This is a genomic window from Escherichia sp. WS547, assembly GCF_046486065.1.
GTDB lineage: Bacteria > Pseudomonadota > Gammaproteobacteria > Enterobacterales > Enterobacteriaceae > Escherichia > Escherichia coli.
Genome location: NZ_JBJQMA010000013.1, coordinates 90637 through 107461, shown reverse-complemented (window position 1 = coordinate 107461; position 16825 = coordinate 90637). Strand labels below are relative to the sequence as shown.

At 44.9% G+C, this 16825-nt stretch carries 18 protein-coding genes; 13 read left to right on the top strand and 5 right to left on the bottom strand.

The features are described from left to right. Nucleotides 1-4 precede the first annotated feature (4 nt). The 3 genes from rpmB to mutM all read left to right on the top strand — a co-directional run bounded on the left by rpmB (nt 5) and on the right by mutM (nt 1336). Nucleotides 5-241 carry a 50S ribosomal protein L28 gene (rpmB, locus tag ACJHWK_RS13590; RefSeq protein WP_000091955.1) on the top strand — a complete coding sequence of 79 codons (237 nt, stop codon included), beginning with the start codon at nt 5-7 and terminating at the stop codon, nt 239-241. A 20-nt stretch (nt 242-261) separates the two neighbouring features. Continuing rightward, nucleotides 262-429, top strand: a complete 168-nt coding sequence (gene rpmG, locus ACJHWK_RS13585) for a 50S ribosomal protein L33 (RefSeq protein WP_001051798.1) — start codon at nt 262-264, stop codon at nt 427-429. A gap of 97 nt (nt 430-526) precedes the next feature. After that, nucleotides 527-1336, top strand: a complete 810-nt coding sequence (gene mutM, locus ACJHWK_RS13580; protein ID WP_001114542.1) for a bifunctional DNA-formamidopyrimidine glycosylase/DNA-(apurinic or apyrimidinic site) lyase — start codon at nt 527-529, stop codon at nt 1334-1336. A 38-nt stretch (nt 1337-1374) separates the two neighbouring features. On the opposite strand, the gene coaD is transcribed toward mutM, so the two are convergent. Together coaD and waaA are read right to left on the bottom strand one after the other, a co-directional pair. Then, complete coding sequence (gene coaD / locus ACJHWK_RS13575; RefSeq protein ID WP_001171866.1) at nt 1375-1854, bottom strand: pantetheine-phosphate adenylyltransferase; 480 nt, start codon at nt 1852-1854, stop codon at nt 1375-1377. 7 nt (nt 1855-1861) lie between these two features. Then, on the bottom strand, nt 1862-3139 hold the full coding sequence (gene waaA / locus ACJHWK_RS13570; RefSeq protein WP_000891564.1) for a lipid IV(A) 3-deoxy-D-manno-octulosonic acid transferase: 1278 nt from the start codon (nt 3137-3139) through the stop codon (nt 1862-1864). Between the two features lie 412 nt (nt 3140-3551). Here waaA and rfaQ point away from each other — a divergent pair, with 412 nt between their 5' ends. Genes rfaQ through ACJHWK_RS13525 form a run of 9 tightly spaced genes read left to right on the top strand, consistent with a single transcriptional unit; the run spans nt 3552 to nt 12414 of the window. Then, a complete protein-coding gene (gene rfaQ / locus ACJHWK_RS13565; RefSeq protein WP_001521608.1) occupies nt 3552-4610 on the top strand; it encodes a lipopolysaccharide core heptosyltransferase RfaQ in 1059 nt (352 codons plus the stop codon). Continuing rightward, complete coding sequence (locus ACJHWK_RS13560; protein WP_000634253.1) at nt 4607-5731, top strand: glycosyltransferase family 4 protein; 1125 nt, start codon at nt 4607-4609, stop codon at nt 5729-5731. Before rfaQ ends, ACJHWK_RS13560 begins: the two co-directional genes overlap by 4 nt. Beyond that, a complete protein-coding gene (gene rfaP, locus ACJHWK_RS13555; RefSeq protein ID WP_001366774.1) occupies nt 5724-6521 on the top strand; it encodes a lipopolysaccharide core heptose(I) kinase RfaP in 798 nt (265 codons plus the stop codon). The genes ACJHWK_RS13560 and rfaP overlap by 8 nt, the downstream gene beginning before the upstream one ends. 15 nt (nt 6522-6536) lie before the next feature. Continuing rightward, nucleotides 6537-7553, top strand: a complete 1017-nt coding sequence (gene waaO / locus ACJHWK_RS13550) for a lipopolysaccharide 3-alpha-galactosyltransferase (protein WP_001272745.1) — start codon at nt 6537-6539, stop codon at nt 7551-7553. Nucleotides 7554-7569: 16 nt separating this feature from the next. Next, the gene (locus ACJHWK_RS13545; RefSeq protein WP_001001720.1) at nt 7570-8565 is read left to right on the top strand and encodes a glycosyltransferase family 8 protein; all 996 of its coding nucleotides are present in this window, start codon (nt 7570-7572) and stop codon (nt 8563-8565) included. A gap of 9 nt (nt 8566-8574) precedes the next feature. Continuing rightward, the gene (rfaY, locus tag ACJHWK_RS13540) at nt 8575-9267 is read left to right on the top strand and encodes a lipopolysaccharide core heptose(II) kinase RfaY (protein ID WP_000633080.1); all 693 of its coding nucleotides are present in this window, start codon (nt 8575-8577) and stop codon (nt 9265-9267) included. Between the two features lie 25 nt (nt 9268-9292). Continuing rightward, nucleotides 9293-10321 carry a UDP-galactose--(galactosyl) LPS alpha1,2-galactosyltransferase gene (locus ACJHWK_RS13535; RefSeq protein ID WP_000364807.1) on the top strand — a complete coding sequence of 343 codons (1029 nt, stop codon included), beginning with the start codon at nt 9293-9295 and terminating at the stop codon, nt 10319-10321. Between the two features lie 31 nt (nt 10322-10352). Beyond that, the gene (locus ACJHWK_RS13530; RefSeq protein ID WP_170886449.1) at nt 10353-11126 is read left to right on the top strand and encodes a glycosyltransferase family 25 protein; all 774 of its coding nucleotides are present in this window, start codon (nt 10353-10355) and stop codon (nt 11124-11126) included. A 34-nt stretch (nt 11127-11160) separates the two neighbouring features. Next, nucleotides 11161-12414, top strand: a complete 1254-nt coding sequence (locus ACJHWK_RS13525; protein ID WP_000453196.1) for an O-antigen ligase family protein — start codon at nt 11161-11163, stop codon at nt 12412-12414. Nucleotides 12415-12461: 47 nt separating this feature from the next. Here ACJHWK_RS13525 and rfaC read toward each other — a convergent pair whose 3' ends face one another. From rfaC to rfaD, 3 genes are read right to left on the bottom strand one after another with little or no spacing between them, the layout of a single operon-like run. Further along, complete coding sequence (gene rfaC / locus ACJHWK_RS13520) at nt 12462-13421, bottom strand: lipopolysaccharide heptosyltransferase RfaC (protein WP_001521607.1); 960 nt, start codon at nt 13419-13421, stop codon at nt 12462-12464. A 3-nt stretch (nt 13422-13424) separates the two neighbouring features. After that, complete coding sequence (gene rfaF / locus ACJHWK_RS13515) at nt 13425-14471, bottom strand: ADP-heptose--LPS heptosyltransferase RfaF (protein ID WP_000699228.1); 1047 nt, start codon at nt 14469-14471, stop codon at nt 13425-13427. 9 nt (nt 14472-14480) lie between these two features. Then, entirely contained in the window at nt 14481-15413 is a 933-nt protein-coding gene (gene rfaD / locus ACJHWK_RS13510) for an ADP-glyceromanno-heptose 6-epimerase (protein ID WP_000587750.1), read from the bottom strand. Between the two features lie 213 nt (nt 15414-15626). Between rfaD and kbl the strand changes: the two genes are divergently transcribed. Beyond that, the gene (gene kbl, locus ACJHWK_RS13505; protein ID WP_001213834.1) at nt 15627-16823 is read left to right on the top strand and encodes a glycine C-acetyltransferase; all 1197 of its coding nucleotides are present in this window, start codon (nt 15627-15629) and stop codon (nt 16821-16823) included. Nucleotides 16824-16825 lie beyond the last annotated feature (2 nt).

Below are 16825 nucleotides of genomic sequence, written 5' to 3'. Positions count from 1 at the left end.
AGACATGTCCCGAGTCTGCCAAGTTACTGGCAAGCGTCCGGTGACCGGTAACAACCGTTCCCACGCACTGAACGCGACTAAACGCCGTTTCCTGCCGAACCTGCACTCTCACCGTTTCTGGGTTGAGAGCGAGAAGCGTTTTGTCACCCTGCGCGTATCTGCTAAAGGTATGCGTGTAATCGATAAAAAAGGCATCGATACAGTTCTGGCTGAACTGCGTGCCCGTGGCGAAAAGTACTAAGTACTTAGAGGAAATAAATCATGGCTAAAGGTATTCGTGAGAAAATCAAGCTGGTTTCTTCTGCTGGTACTGGTCACTTCTATACCACTACGAAGAACAAACGTACTAAGCCGGAAAAACTGGAACTGAAAAAATTCGATCCAGTTGTTCGCCAGCACGTGATCTACAAAGAAGCGAAAATCAAATAATTTCCGCTTTGATGTAACAAAAAACCTCGCTCCGGCGGGGTTTTTTGTTATCTGCTTGCCCCCATATTGACTGCATCTGTTCATTCCTGGAGATGCTATGCCTGAATTACCCGAAGTTGAAACCAGCCGTCGCGGCATAGAACCGCATCTCGTTGGTGCAACCATTCTTCATGCGGTGGTGCGCAACGGACGCTTGCGCTGGCCGGTTTCAGAAGAGATCTACCGTTTAAGCGACCAACCAGTGCTTAGCGTGCAGCGGCGGGCTAAATATCTGCTGCTGGAGCTGCCTGAGGGCTGGATTATCATTCATTTGGGGATGTCTGGCAGCCTGCGCATCCTTCCAGAAGAACTTCCCCCTGAAAAGCATGACCATGTTGATTTGGTGATGAGCAACGGTAAAGTGCTGCGCTACACCGATCCGCGCCGCTTTGGTGCCTGGCTGTGGACCAAAGAGCTGGAAGGGCACAACGTGCTGGCCCATCTTGGACCGGAGCCGCTTAGCGACGATTTCAACGGTGAGTACCTGCATCAGAAGTGCGAGAAGAAAAAAACGGCGATTAAACCGTGGCTGATGGATAACAAGCTGGTGGTAGGGGTAGGGAATATCTATGCCAGCGAATCTCTGTTTGCGGCGGGGATCCATCCGGATCGGCTGGCGTCATCACTGTCGCTGGCAGAGTGTGAATTGCTGGCTCGGGTGATTAAAGCGGTGTTGCTGCGTTCGATTGAGCAGGGCGGTACAACGCTGAAAGATTTTCTGCAAAGCGACGGTAAACCGGGCTATTTCGCTCAAGAATTGCAGGTTTACGGGCGAAAAGGCGAGCCGTGTCGTGTGTGCGGTACGCCGATTGTGGCGACTAAACATGCGCAGCGGGCAACGTTTTATTGTCGGCAGTGCCAGAAGTAATTGATGCGCGCCGGATGGCATACCATCCGGCATAAACGCTACGCTAACTTCGCCATCAGCGCCTGATGGACATTCTCCGGCAGGAAATGGGTGACATCGCCCTGATGGCGCGCCACCTCTTTCACCAACGATGAAGAGATAAACGACCACTCTTTCGACGGCATCAGAAACACACTTTCCAGTTCCGGCATTAAGTGGCGATTCATATGCGCCAGCTGCATTTCATATTCAAAATCCGCCACCGCACGCAGGCCACGAATCAGCACCGTAGCGTGTTGATTACGGGCGAAGTTCGCCATCAAATCACTAAACCCGACCACTTCCACGTTCCCCAGATGCGCGGTTGCCTGCTGTGCCAGCGCCACACGCTCTTCCAGAGTAAACATCGGTTTTTTACTGGGGCTGGCGGCAATCGCCAGAATAACGTGATCGAACATTTGCGTGGCGCGCGTCACGATATCGATATGACCATTGGTAATGGGATCGAAAGTACCCGGATAAATCGCCCGTTTTTGCATAACAACCTCAATGCGTTTTCGGTGGCAGGTAAGGTTCCAGCAGTTGAAGCAGGCGCTGTAGCGCGCCCTGGTTTTGATACAGTACTTCAACGGCATGACGGCCATAGAAACTACGGTAATCGGCGTCGGTGAGTAAAGAGGAAACCTCTTTTGCAAGCGTAGTGGCATCGGTAACGGTAATCAGCCCGCTTGCCTGTTCCAGCCGCGCGCAAATGTCTTTAAAGTTAAAAGTATGCGGCCCCATCAATACCGGAATAGCGTGTGCGGCAGCTTCCAGCGGATTATGCCCACCACGTTCAACCAGTGAACCGCCAACAAAGGCGAGATCGGCAATGCCGTACAGTAACATCAGCTCGCCCATCGTATCGCCAACCACAACCTGCGTGCTGGTGGAAGGGACTTCCCCTGAAGAGCGTGTGATATAGCTTAGTCCAGCCTGGCGGACAAGGTTAATCGCATCCGGGAAGCGTTCCGGATGACGGGGTACCAGGATGAGCAATAAATTAGGGAATTGCTGTAACAATGCCTGATGTGCGGCGATCACCACACTCTCTTCGCCTTCGTGAGTGCTGGTGGCAATCCATACCGGGCGGTGTGGTGCCCACTGGCGGCGCAGCGTCACGGCTTTAGCAGCCAGTTGCGGCGTTACAGAAATATCAAATTTCAGGCTACCGGTAACGGTCACCTGATTATTTTTTGCGCCCAGCGCCACAAAACGCGCGCCATCTTCTTCATTTTGCGCAGCAATCAGTGTAATACGACGCAGCAAGCGGCGGACGAATTTACCCAGTTTGGCGTAACCTGCGGCCGAGCGGGCAGAGAGTCGCGCGTTAGCGATCACCAGCGGAATTTTACGTTTATGTAGCGCCGCAATCAGGTTAGGCCATAGTTCGGTTTCCATAATCAACACCAGTTTAGGGTCGACTTTATTCAGGAAACGATTAAGTGCATCGGGCAGGTCATACGGCAGATAAACGTGCTGAACATCCTTCCCGAAAGCCGATTGTACGCGCTCCGAACCGGTTGGCGTCATGGTTGTAACGGTAATCGGTAAATCAGGATAACGATGACGCAGCGCGCGCACCAACGGGATTGCCGCCAGAGTTTCACCGACGGAGACGGAGTGCAGCATAATGCCGCCTGGTTTTAGCGGATGGCGGTAAAAACCGTAACGTTCACCCCAGCGTTTTCGATAGGCCGGAGCCTTACGTCCGCGCACCCAGAGCCGTATCCAGATCAGCGGCTGAATAAGGTAGAGAAGGGCGGTGTAAAGCAATTCGAGCATAGTAAATAGCTGACTTATGGATGTGCTGGGGATTCTATGTATTTAGCTGTGGCTTTACCATTACTTTTCCCGTTTTTGACTTAAATAGCAATTTACCCGCCAATTCTTGCTGAACATCTATACTTTTTTTGTATTTTTATGCGATTCATTGATTTCTGCAGTACGTGCAGGAAGGAATCGCAGAGCAACAGTGAAAGAATATGGTTGCTAATGATTTTATTTGATTGATTTCTTTATTGAAAATCAACAATGTGCTTAAAAATCATTCGGGTCGGATTGCCGCGAAAGAAGTGATACACTAGCGCGTCAATATCAGTGCGGTATCAGTATTCAGGTAGCTGTTGAGCCTGGGGCGGTAGCGTGCTTTTTCTGCTTCACCTTAATCGGATAATCTCAACAAAAAGAGTTACTTGTGGATAAGCCATTTCGAAGAATTTTGCTCATTAAGATGCGTTTTCATGGGGATATGTTATTAACTACTCCCGTCATTAGTTCGCTGAAAAAAAATTACCCTGACGCAAAAATCGATGTGCTGCTTTATCAGGACACCATCCCGATCCTGTCTGAAAATCCAGAGATTAACGCGCTCTACGGCATAAAAAATAAAAAAGCAAAAGCCTCAGAAAAAATCGCCAACTTTTTTCATCTCATCAAGGTATTACGTGCCAATAAGTATGACCTTATCGTCAATCTTACCGATCAATGGATGGTTGCTATACTGGTTCGCTTATTAAATGCCCGTGTGAAAATTTCCCAGGATTATCATCATCGGCAGTCTGCTTTTTGGCGTAAAAGTTTCACCCATTTGGTGCCGTTGCAGGGTGGAAATGTGGTGGAAAGTAACTTATCCGTGCTGACACCATTGGGACTTGATTCGTTGGTGAAGCAGACAACCATGAGTTACCCGCCTGCAAGCTGGAAACGTATGCGTCGCGAACTTGATCACGCTGGTGTTGGACAAAATTATGTGGTTATCCAACCTACGGCGCGGCAAATCTTCAAATGCTGGGACAACGCCAAGTTTTCCGCTGTGATTGATGCCTTACATGCTCGTGGTTATGAAGTCGTTCTGACGTCCGGCCCAGATAAAGACGATCTGGTCTGCGTCAATGAAATTGCGCAGGGATGCCAGACGCCACCAGTAACGGCGCTGGCCGGAAAGGTGACCTTCCCGGAACTTGGTGCGTTAATCGATCATGCGCAGCTGTTTATTGGCGTTGATTCCGCACCGGCGCATATTGCCGCAGCAGTTAATACGCCGCTGATATCGCTGTTTGGTGCGACAGACCATATTTTCTGGCGTCCCTGGTCAAATAACATGATTCAATTCTGGGCGGGAGATTACCGGGAAATGCCAACGCGCGATCAGCGTGACCGAAATGAGATGTATCTTTCGGTTATTCCGGCGGCAGATGTCATTGCTGCTGTCGATAAATTACTGCCCTCCTCCACGACAGGTACGTCGTTATGATCGTTGCTTTTTGTTTATATAAATATTTTCCCTTTGGCGGTTTGCAGCGCGATTTTATGCGTATTGCTCAGACAGTCGCCGCCCGAGGTCATCATGTTCGGGTTTATACCCAGTCGTGGGAAGGCGAATGTCCTGATGTATTTGAACTGATCAAAGTGCCGGTTAAATCGCATACCAATCACGGGCGCAATGCGGAGTATTTTGCCTGGGTGCAAAAACATTTACGCGAACATCCCGTCGATAAAGTCGTTGGATTCAACAAAATGCCGGGGCTGGACGTTTATTATGCCGCTGATGTTTGTTATGCCGAGAAAGTAGCGCAGGAAAAAGGCTTTTTCTATCGCCTGACGTCACGTTATCGCCATTATGCCGCCTTTGAGCGGGCAACCTTCGAACAGGGCAAGCCGACACAGCTGCTGATGCTGACAGATAAGCAAATCGCCGATTTCCAGAAACATTATCAGACTGAAGTGGAGCGTTTTCATATTCTGCCACCGGGGATTTATCCTGATCGTAAATATAGCCAGCAGCCAGCCAATAGCCGTGAAATCTTCCGTAAGAAGAATGGAATAACCGAACAACAATATTTATTGTTGCAGGTTGGTTCAGACTTCACGCGTAAAGGTGTCGATCGTTCCATTGAAGCACTTGCTTCGTTACCGGATTCGCTGCGCCACAACACATTGCTATATGTTGTTGGGCAGGATAAACCGCGAAAATTTGAGGCGCTGGCAGAAAAACGCGGCGTGCGCAGTAATGTTCACTTCTTCTCGGGGCGCAACGATGTCTCGGAATTAATGGCGGCGGCGGATTTATTACTGCATCCTGCCTACCAGGAAGCCGCGGGAATTGTACTGCTGGAAGCGATAACTGCAGGATTACCGGTACTAACAACAGCCGTTTGTGGCTATGCGCATTATATTGTCGACGCCAATTGCGGCGAGGCTATTGCTGAGCCATTCCGCCAGGAAACATTGAATGAGATTTTACGCAAAGCGTTAACGCAATCTTCATTGCGCCAGGCCTGGGCGGAAAATGCGCGACATTATGCTGATACACAAGATTTATACAGTCTGCCAGAGAAAGCGGCGGACATCATAACGGGTGGTCTGGATGGTTGAACTTAAAGAGCCGTTTGCCACGTTATGGCGCGGTAAAGATCCTTTTGAGGAAGTTAAAACCTTGCAGGGTGAGGTATTTCGTGAACTGGAAACTCGCCGCACTCTGCGCTTTGAAATGGCGGGCAAAAGCTATTTTCTCAAATGGCATCGCGGCACGACCCTGAAAGAGATAATCAAAAATTTACTCTCATTGCGGATGCCAGTATTAGGCGCAGACCGCGAATGGAATGCGATTCATCGACTGCGGGATGTCGGCGTTGATACTATGTATGGGGTGGCATTCGGCGAAAAAGGCATTAATCCGCTCACCAGAACCTCGTTTATTATAACCGAAGATCTGACACCAACCATCAGTCTGGAAGATTACTGTGCTGACTGGGCGACTAACCCACCAGATGTTCGCGTAAAGCGTATGCTTATTAAGCGTGTCGCGACGATGGTGCGCGATATGCATGCTGCGGGCATTAACCACCGTGACTGTTATATCTGTCATTTCCTGCTGCACTTGCCTTTTTCCGGTAAGGAAGAGGAGTTAAAAATTTCAGTAATTGACCTGCACCGGGCGCAGCTTCGCACGCGCGTTCCACGTCGTTGGCGCGATAAAGATCTTATTGGACTTTATTTTTCTTCGATGAATATTGGCCTGACTCAGCGGGATATCTGGCGGTTTATGAAAGTGTATTTTGTCGCCCCGCTTAAAGACATTATCAAGCAGGAACAAGGGCTGCTGTCGCAAGCAGAAGCAAAAGCCACAAAAATCAGGGAAAGAACGATTAGAAAATCGTTGTAATTTCCGGAGAGAAATATGAGTGCCCACTATTTTAATCCACAAGAGATGATCAATAAGACAATCATCTTCGATGAAAGGCCAGCGGCGTCAGTGGCATCATCATTCCATGTTTCTTATGGCATTGATAAAAACTTTCTTTTTGGTTGTGGTGTTTCAATCACGTCAGTTTTGTTACATAACAACGACGTGAGTTTTGTTTTCCACGTTTTTATTGATGCTATCCCTGAAGCCGATATCCAGCGTTTAGCCCAATTGGCGAAAAGCTATCGTACCTGTATCCAGATCCATCTAGTAAATTGTGAACGGCTTAAGGCATTACCGACGACCAAAAATTGGTCTATTGCCATGTATTTCCGTTTTGTAATTGCAGATTACTTTATTGATCAACAAGATAAGATCCTTTACCTGGATGCTGATATCGCCTGTCAGGGAAACTTAAAGCCGCTGATAACAATGGATCTTGCCAATAACGTTGCTGCTGTTGTTACTGAACGCGATGCTAACTGGTGGTCGTTACGGGGTCAAAGTCTGCAGTGTAATGAACTTGAAAAGGGTTACTTTAATTCAGGTGTCCTGTTAATTAATACACTAGCGTGGGCGCAGGAGTCCGTTTCTGCTAAAGCGATGTCGATGCTTGCTGATAAAGCCATCGTTTCCCGTTTAACCTATATGGATCAAGATATCCTTAATCTTATCCTGTTAGGGAAAGTTAAATTCATTGATGCTAAATACAATACGCAATTTAGTTTAAATTATGAATTAAAAAAATCATTTGTTTGTCCAATTAATGATGAAACCGTATTAATTCATTATGTCGGCCCGACAAAACCCTGGCATTACTGGGCCGGTTATCCAAGTGCGCAACCTTTTATCAAAGCCAAAGAAGCATCGCCCTGGAAAAATGAACCGTTAATGCGGCCAGTTAACTCAAACTATGCTCGTTATTGCGCCAAGCATAATTTTAAACAAAATAAACCAATTAACGGGATAATGAATTATATTTATTATTTTTATTTAAAGATAATAAAATGAAATTGAGAAAAGTTAAATGAATGAATTTATAAAAGAACGGTTTTCGTATTTAGCAGATAATAAAAAAGAAAACGCCCCAGAGCTAAATGTTTCCTACGGTATCGATAAGAATTTTTTGTATGGTGCTGGCGTTTCAATTTCTTCCGTTTTGATTAATAATTCAGATATTAATTTTGTCTTTCATGTTTTCACTGATTATGTGGATGATGATTATTTAAAGTCATTTAATGAAACAGCAAAACAATTTAATACCTCAATTATTGTATATTTAATTGACCCCAAATACTTTGCTGATCTGCCGACGTCACAGTTTTGGTCGTACGCGACATACTTCAGGGTATTGTCTTTTGAATATCTGAGTGAAAGTATTTCCACACTGCTGTATCTGGATGCCGATGTTGTTTGTAAAGGAAGCCTGAAACCTCTCACAGAAATTATATTTAAAGATGAGTTTGCTGCGGTCATTCCTGACAATGATAGTACTCAGGCGGCATGTGCAAAACGCCTCAACATTCCCGAAATGAATGGACGTTATTTCAATGCAGGCGTTATCTATGTCAATCTTAAAAAATGGCATGAAGCAAATTTGACACCGTATTTACTCAAACTTTTACGAGGGGAAACTAAATATGGCTCTCTTAAATATTTAGATCAGGATGCGTTGAATATCGCATTTAATATGAATAATATCTACCTTGCGAAGGATTTTGATACTATTTATACCCTGAAAAACGAACTTTATGATCGTAGTCATCGAAAGTATCAGCAAACCATTACCGATAAAACAGTGTTGATTCACTATACAGGGATAACTAAACCATGGCATAGCTGGGCTGGATATCCGTCTGCATCATACTTTAATATCGCGCGTGAACAATCTCCCTGGAAGAAATATCCTCTTAAAGAGGCGCGGACTGTTGCAGAAATGCAGAAACAATATAAGCATCTGTTTGCCCATGGTGAGTATATAAAAGGCATAACTTCATTAATTAAGTACAAGCTTAAGAAATAAATTACTCTTATGATTACAAGTATACGTTATCGCGGCTTCTCATTTTATTACAAAGATAATGATAATAAATATAAAGAAATCTTTGATGAAATACTGGCCTATAATTTTAAAACAGTAAAAGTATTACGTAATATTGATGATACCAAAGTATCGTTGATTGATACGAAATATGGTCGCTATGTTTTTAAAGTCTTTGCTCCGAAAACGAAAAGGAATGAACGTTTTTTTAAATCTTTTGTAAAAGGTGACTACTATCAGAATTTGATCGTTGAAACCGATCGTGTCAGAAGTGCAGGTCTTACTTTTCCTAATGATTTTTATTTTCTGGCTGAGCGTAAATTTTTCAACTATGCCAGTGTTTTTATCATGCTTATCGAGTATGTCGAGGGCGTAGAGCTCAATGATATGCCGATTATTCCAGAAAATGTTAAAGCAGAAATTAAGGCTTCAATGGAAAAATTGCATGCCTTAAATATGCTATCGGGCGACCCACACCGGGGTAACTTTATCGTTAGTAAAGATGGTGTCAGGATAATTGACCTATCCGGTAAAAGCTGTACGGCAGAGCGTAAAGCTCGTGATCGTCTGGCCATGGAACGTCACCTGGGTATTGCCAACGAAATAAAAGATTATGGCTACTATTCAGTAATCTACAGAACCAAACTACGCAAATTTATTAAAAAATTAAAAGGCAAAGCGTAAACCACACAGTCAAAACGGAACCAACATGGATTTATTAGCTGAGAGTATTACTGAAGTCACTGTCTCTGGGAAAATTACTAACACCGATCGTGTGTTAAATATCGCTTACGGTATTGACCGCAACTTTTTATTTGGTGCGGCAGTATCTATGCAATCAGTTATTATGCATAACCCGGACCTTGCGGTTAAGTTTCATCTCTTTACCGACTACATTGATGAAGATTATCTACAACGTGTTAACGCTTTTACCAGCAAAAATGCTAACGTTGAAGTAAGAATTTATAAAGTCTCCAGTGCCTTTATTGATATCTTCCCCAGCCTGAAACAGTGGTCTTATGCAACATTCTTCCGTTTAGTTGCGTTCCAGTATCTGAGTGAAGTTATTGAAAATCTGTTATATATCGATGCTGATGTCATCTGTAAAGGCTCATTAGCTGGATTGCTTGATATTAATTTTGATGGCGATAAGTTCGCAGCTGTTATTAAAGATGTGCCTTTTATGCAGGAAAAACCAGCGAAGCGTCTGGCTATAGAGGGACTTCCAGGTAATTATTTCAACGCCGGTGTAGTATATCTGCAGCTTGAAGCATGGGCGAAAAATGATTTTATGAATAAAGCCATTGCTATGCTGGCAAGTGACCCGCAGCATACGAAGTATAAATGCCTTGATCAGGATATTTTAAATATTCTGTTCTTTGGTCATTGTATTTTTATTAGCGGCGATTATGATTGCTTTTATGGCATTGACTATGAGTTAAAAAATAAAAGCGATGAAGATTATAAAAAGACCATTACCGATGATACTAAGCTGATTCATTATGTTGGCGTAACGAAGCCCTGGAACGACTGGACGAATTATCCCTGCCAGAAGTATTTTAATGAGGCTTATCAGGCTTCTTGCTGGAATGATGTGGCGTTTATTCCAGCCACGAATGAAAAGCAGTATCAAGTGAAATCCAGACATTTGAAAAGAAATGGTAATATTGCATCTTCATTTTACTATTTCATGCTCTATTATAGTAAGAAAATAGCGCGTAAGCATTTTTCCAAATAATTATTAAGATTAATCACCCAGAGATTTTTTAATGAACTTGCCCATTTATATTGTCTCACTTAAAAGAGATATTGAGCGAAGAAATAAAATAAATGATGTTTTTCATCGATTAAATATTAATTTTGATTTTTTTGATGCCATAGATGCTAAAGACCCTCAAAATAAAGAAATTATTGATAAAATGAGATTAAGTGGTGTCGGCGCAGAAATGACTGATGGAGAAATTGCTTGTACATTAAGTCATCAGCTTATATATAAGGATATGATAGATAAAAATATAGAATGGGCAGTCATTCTCGAGGATGATGTTATCGTCAATGAGAAATTTAAAAAATTTCTGCAATATTTTAATCTTCCTGAAAAAGACAAGTTAAAACATAATAATTTGTATTTGCTTGGAGGACAGAAAGGATTACATGATTATCCGGTATTGGGGCAAAGCCTTTTTAGTAAAGTTAAGGTAAGTACTTGTACTTTTCGGCGTGTTAATTTCAATAAAAATAAAATTCGTCGTACATGTTCATATTTGATGAATAAAGATATGGCACAAAAGTTGCTTAAATTGACAAAGGATTATGGCACCTATCGAGCTGATAGCTGGAAGTTAATGTATCAACATAATATTATAAAAGAGTTTTATTTAGACGAAATAATATTACATCCTATTTTAAATGAGTTTAATAGTCATCTTGAAAGTGAAAGGCTATTAACATCGGAAAAAAAACAACCTAGAACAAGGCTTCAGAAAAGAATGAAGTTTATACGCTCCTGGATAAAGGTGGCTTTTTTTTCTCTTTTGAAATGAGATTGTTAATTTCAATTTGTTGTGAGATATTAACGTGGAAGTAAAAATTGAGCAATTTCGAAATAATAGCTGTAATTTTATTTTTTTATTGTATTTAATCGGTTTGTTGTTTGTGCCAATTGATCTTAATATCACCACTAAAATAATTAATGCGACAGGTGCATTTTCTCTTTTCTTATTAATTGTAAATAAAAAGCACAATTATAATAAAAATGTCATTATATTAATTCTTGGTTTACTTCTTTTGGGTGCAATGAACCTTATATGGTATGAATTTTATAAAACAGAAGATGTAGTATATAGAAATGCTTATCGAGGCTACCTTGAGTCTGGAAAACTATTAGTATTTAGCTCGTTGACATTTTTATTACTAAGTAAAAATAAATTCAGGCAAAATGAAAAACTACATTTTATTTCAGCTATCTTAGTTCAAATAATCATGCTATGTAGAGCATATTATCAAGGGATATATTTGCATGCAGACCGCATTCCCCTCTCCGCCATGAATGGGAATATTGGTCAGATGGGGGCAGCGACTATTGCGGCTTATGTGATTACATTTACAACTTTATATTCTTCAATTGTATTCATAAAAATGCAATCGAAATATAAATGGTTTCTATTTTATGCTAACTTTGCTTTAAGCTTTGCAGCAGTAATGATGACAGGAACGCGTGCGGCAATTTTCACATTCCCACTTATGATTATGGTCATATTATTTCTTCAGCATCGTGATCAAAAAGTGTTTTTATTTAAAGGATTGAGTGGTGTTTTTATATTGCTACTTGCTTGTGGTTTGATATTTAATAAGGAAATTGATAGGCGAATTAATTCATTAAAAGCTGATGTTATTTCATATGCTACAAAAAATAACAGTCAATCCTCGGTCGGAGCACGTTTTGCAATGGTTAATGCAGGAATTAAAGGAAGTCCTGATGGTTTTAATTGGCAATCTCTTGAGCAGCGTGCTGAAAAGATAAAAGCATTAAGTGCAGAAAATAATATTTATAGTGGAGCTTTATTATTCCTTGATGTACATATGCATAACGAAATTGTGGAATCTCTTTCCACGAAAGGAAAAATTGGTCTTCTTGTTCTTATTATGTTCTATGTTGCAATGATCTATTACTGTATACGAGAGAAAAAATATATACTCTTGGTTTTCCCTGCTTCTATTATGTTATTTGGCATTAGTGATGTCATTACACATGCTAAACCAATACCGGCATCGTGGATTGTGTGCCTCTTCCTGTCTATATCGTTTTTGAGTAAAAATGAACCACAATAATAAAAGCGTTGACTAAGTAAGTGGGTATAATGCCCACTTACTATTTATTAAATTAATGTGATTTTTTTATAAACAGCCGCTGCTTCTAAATTATTTAAATTCATTAGCGGAGCCCTACAAACCACCTGATTCTTCCCATATCCGCCAATTAATCCCGGATCGGTTGGTCCATAAACCGTGATATTCGGTCTATCCAGTGCCGCCGTTAAATGGCTTAACCCCGTATCCACCGACACTACAAATTTAGCCCCAGCCAGTACGCGGGCAACGCCTTCCAGACTCATCTTCGGCAATACTTCAACATAAGCAAATCCTTCCGCCAGTCGTTTCGCCCGTTCTTCCTCATGCGGCGCGCCCCACGGAAGTTTAATCCGTATTCCTGAATCAGCCAGTAAACCAATCAATTCTCGCCAGTGTTCTTCCGGCCAGTGTTTATCATCACGGGTCGTCGCATGAAGAAATACGGCATATTCGCCAGCATCTGTAGGCAGGTTCGTCAGGAAATGTTGTGCGATAGCATAATCACCCTGGGTTTGCGGTTTGCTATAGCCCAAACTTTTGGCAAACAGTTCGCGGGTGCGTTCTACGGCGTGCTGCTGTTTTGCAATATGATGCTTACGATTGTAAAACAGGCTGGCTAACGGTTCTCGAACGGTTTGCCAGTCCATGCCATGCTTTACGCCATGCGCCAGACGCGTCACCAGCGCCGCGCTTTTTACCAGCCCCTGAGCGTCGATAACTGCGTCATAGTTCTCTGCTTGTAGCGCTTCACGAAACGCTTTGCGTTCAGCTTTTATGGGGGCCGAGAACCAGGCTTTACGCCAGCGACGTATTGCCACAGGAATAACTCGCTCAACGGCGGCGTGCCAGGAAGGAATCTGTGCGAACCCTTCTTCCACCACCCAGTCAAACTTAATCCCTGGGATTGCCTGCTGGGCATCAGTGAGTGCGGGCAGCGTATGGAGAACATCGCCCATCGACGATGTTTTAACGATCAAAACCCGCATCCGTCAGGCTTCCTCTTGTAACAATAGCGCGTTGAGTTCTTCCAGTACGCGCTGGGGAGTAATGTCGATCAAGCTCTGGTGATAACCCTCCGCAGCGTCACCTTTACGCACTTTGTGATAGCCGGTAATCAGACGGATCACGCGCGCTTTATGGGATAGCGGTGGTGTGAAGTCCGGGCTACTCGGACCATACAGGGCAACCAGCGGACGATTGAGCGCCGCCGCAACGTGCATCAGACCAGAATCGTTAGTAACAATGGCTTTACAGGCTGCAATCAGGATAACCGCTTGATCAAGCTGTGTTTCCCCCGCCAGGTTCCGGCACCATGCCTGCTGCTCGGTATTCAAAGCGGCAAGAATCTCATTGCCCGCTTCATGATCTTTCGCCGAGCCAAATAGAACCACCTGATAACCTTCATCAATCAGCTGCTTTGCCAGCTCCGCATAGTGGTAGTGTGGCCAGCGTTTTGCCGGACCAAACTCCGCACCCGGGCAAAAGCCAATCATCGGACGTTCTGATGAAAGCGAAAATTGATTACAGGTATATGATTTTTCACCTTCGCTCACCTGCAACTGCGGCCATAACAATGGCTGCGGCAGATCTTGTGCTGTACGCATAATGCCTTTGTCATAGGCCAGCGCGACATAGCGTTCCACCATTAGCGGCCAGGCTTCTTTATCGAGCACGCGTACATCGTTAAGTAAACCGTAGCGCATCTCGCCGCGCCAGCCGGTGCGATGAGGAATACCCGCGAAGAAAGGCACTAATGCGGATTTGAAGGAGTTGGGTAAGACGTAGGCGCGGTCGTAGCGCTTTTCACGCAGACTATGACCCAGTTTGCGGCGTTCGCCGATTTCCAGCGCTCCGTGACCGAGAGGCATAGGAATAGCTTCGTTAACTTCCGGCATCCGCGATAATAATGGACGGCACCATGCCGGTGCCATCACGTCGATTATCGCCTGGGGATAGCGCGCCTGGAGCGTGCGATAGAGACTTTGCGACATCATCATGTCGCCAACCCAAGACGGGCCGATCACCAGTATTTTCATGCAGAGCTCTTATGCGTCGCGATTCAGCCAGGCCATGTATTCCGTTACGCCTTCGGCAACGGTTTTGAACGGTTTGTCGTAACCCGCCGCGCGCAGATTTGTCAGATCTGCCTGAGTGAACGCCTGATAGCGGCCTTTCAGTTTATCCGGGAAAGGAATGTATTCGATTTGGCCTTTCTTGTGATAAGCAAGCGTAGCATCTGCTACAGCCTGGAAGGATTCCGCACGACCAGTACCGAGGTTGAAGATGCCGGAAACGCCATTTTCCAGGAACCACAGGTTTACATCTGCCACGTCGCCTACGTAAACGAAGTCGCGTTTGAAGTTCTCGCTACCTTCGAACAGCTTCGGCGATTCACCGTTATTAAGCTGGGTGTTGAGATGGAAAGCGACGCTCGCCATACTGCCTTTATGGCCTTCACGCGGTCCATAAACGTTGAAATAGCGGAAGCCAACAATCTGCGAGTTCGCTTCTGGCAGGATTTGACGAACATATTCATCAAACAGGAATTTTGAGTAACCGTAGACATTCAACGGTTTTTCGTACTCGCGGGATTCAATAAAGTCGGAGGTGCGTCCGCCGTAGGTGGCTGCGGAAGAGGCATACAGGAACGGGATTTCGCGCTCCAGACAGTAGTGCAGCAGCTCTTTGGAGTATTGATAGTTGTTATCCATCATATACTTGCCATCCCACTCGGTGGTGGAAGAGCATGCGCCTTCGTGGAAAATCGCTTCGACATCACCGAACTCTTCGCCAGCCATAATCTGGATCAGGAAGTCTTCCTTATCCATATAGTCCGCGATATCCAGATCCACCAGGTTCACAAACTTGGTGCCGTCTTTCAGGTTGTCCACCACCAGAATATCGGTGATGCCTTTATCATTCAGGGCCTTAACGATGTTGCTGCCGATAAAGCCCGCGCCGCCGGTAACGATGATCATAACTGTAACCTTCGAATTATGGAGTCAGAGACAATCTCAGACACGAATACTCCTATCATATCACTACACGGCGTTGGCTTCAGCCATTCGCCAAAAGTGAGATTGATGGACGTTATTTATCCTGAATTTTGCAGAAGTGTTAACGCGTCATCTCGTCGCGACCTATAAGTTTGGGTAATATGTGCTGGAATTTGCCCTGTCTGGAGAATCGCAATGCGTGGAGAATTTTATCAGCAGTTAACCAACGATCTGGAAACCGCACGGGCGGAAGGGTTGTTTAAAGAAGAGCGCATTATTACGTCTGCGCAGCAAGCAGATATCACTGTGGCTGATGGAAGCCACGTCATTAACTTTTGTGCCAATAACTATCTCGGACTGGCGAATCATCCGGATCTGATTGCGGCGGCAAAGGCGGGAATGGATTCTCACGGTTTCGGCATGGCTTCGGTGCGTTTTATTTGCGGCACTCAGGACAGCCATAAAGAGCTTGAACAAAAACTGGCGGCCTTCCTGGGGATGGAAGATGCGATTCTCTACTCTTCCTGCTTTGATGCTAACGGTGGCCTGTTCGAAACGCTGTTAGGCGCGGAAGACGCCATTATCTCCGACGCACTGAACCACGCGTCTATTATTGATGGTGTGCGTCTGTGCAAAGCTAAACGCTATCGTTATGCCAACAACGATATGCAGGAGCTGGAAGCACGTCTGAAAGAAGCGCGTGAAGCCGGTGCGCGTCATGTGCTGATTGCCACCGATGGTGTGTTCTCGATGGACGGCGTGATTGCCAACCTGAAAGGTGTTTGCGATCTCGCAGATAAATACGATGCCCTGGTGATGGTAGATGACTCCCACGCGGTCGGTTTTGTCGGTGAAAACGGTCGTGGTTCCCATGAATACTGCGATGTGATGGGCCGGGTCGATATTATCACCGGCACGCTCGGTAAAGCGCTGGGTGGCGCTTCTGGCGGCTACACGGCGGCGCGCAAAGAAGTGGTTGAGTGGCTGCGCCAGCGTTCTCGTCCGTACCTGTTCTCCAACTCGCTGGCACCGGCCATTGTTGCCGCGTCTATCAAAGTGCTGGAGATGGTCGAAGCGGGTAGCGAGCTGCGTGACCGTCTGTGGGCGAACGCGCGTCAGTTCCGTGAGCAAATGTCGGCGGCGGGCTTTACCCTGGCGGGAGCCGATCACGCCATTATTCCGGTCATGCTTGGCGATGCGGTAGTAGCGCAGAAATTTGCTCGTGAGCTGCAAAAAGAGGGGATTTACGTCACCGGTTTCTTCTATCCGGTCGTTCCGAAAGGTCAGGCGCGTATTCGTACCCAGATGTCTGCGGCGCATACCCCTGAGCAAATTACGCGTGCAGTAGAAGCATTCACGCGTATTGGTAAACAACTGGGCGTTATCGCCTGAGG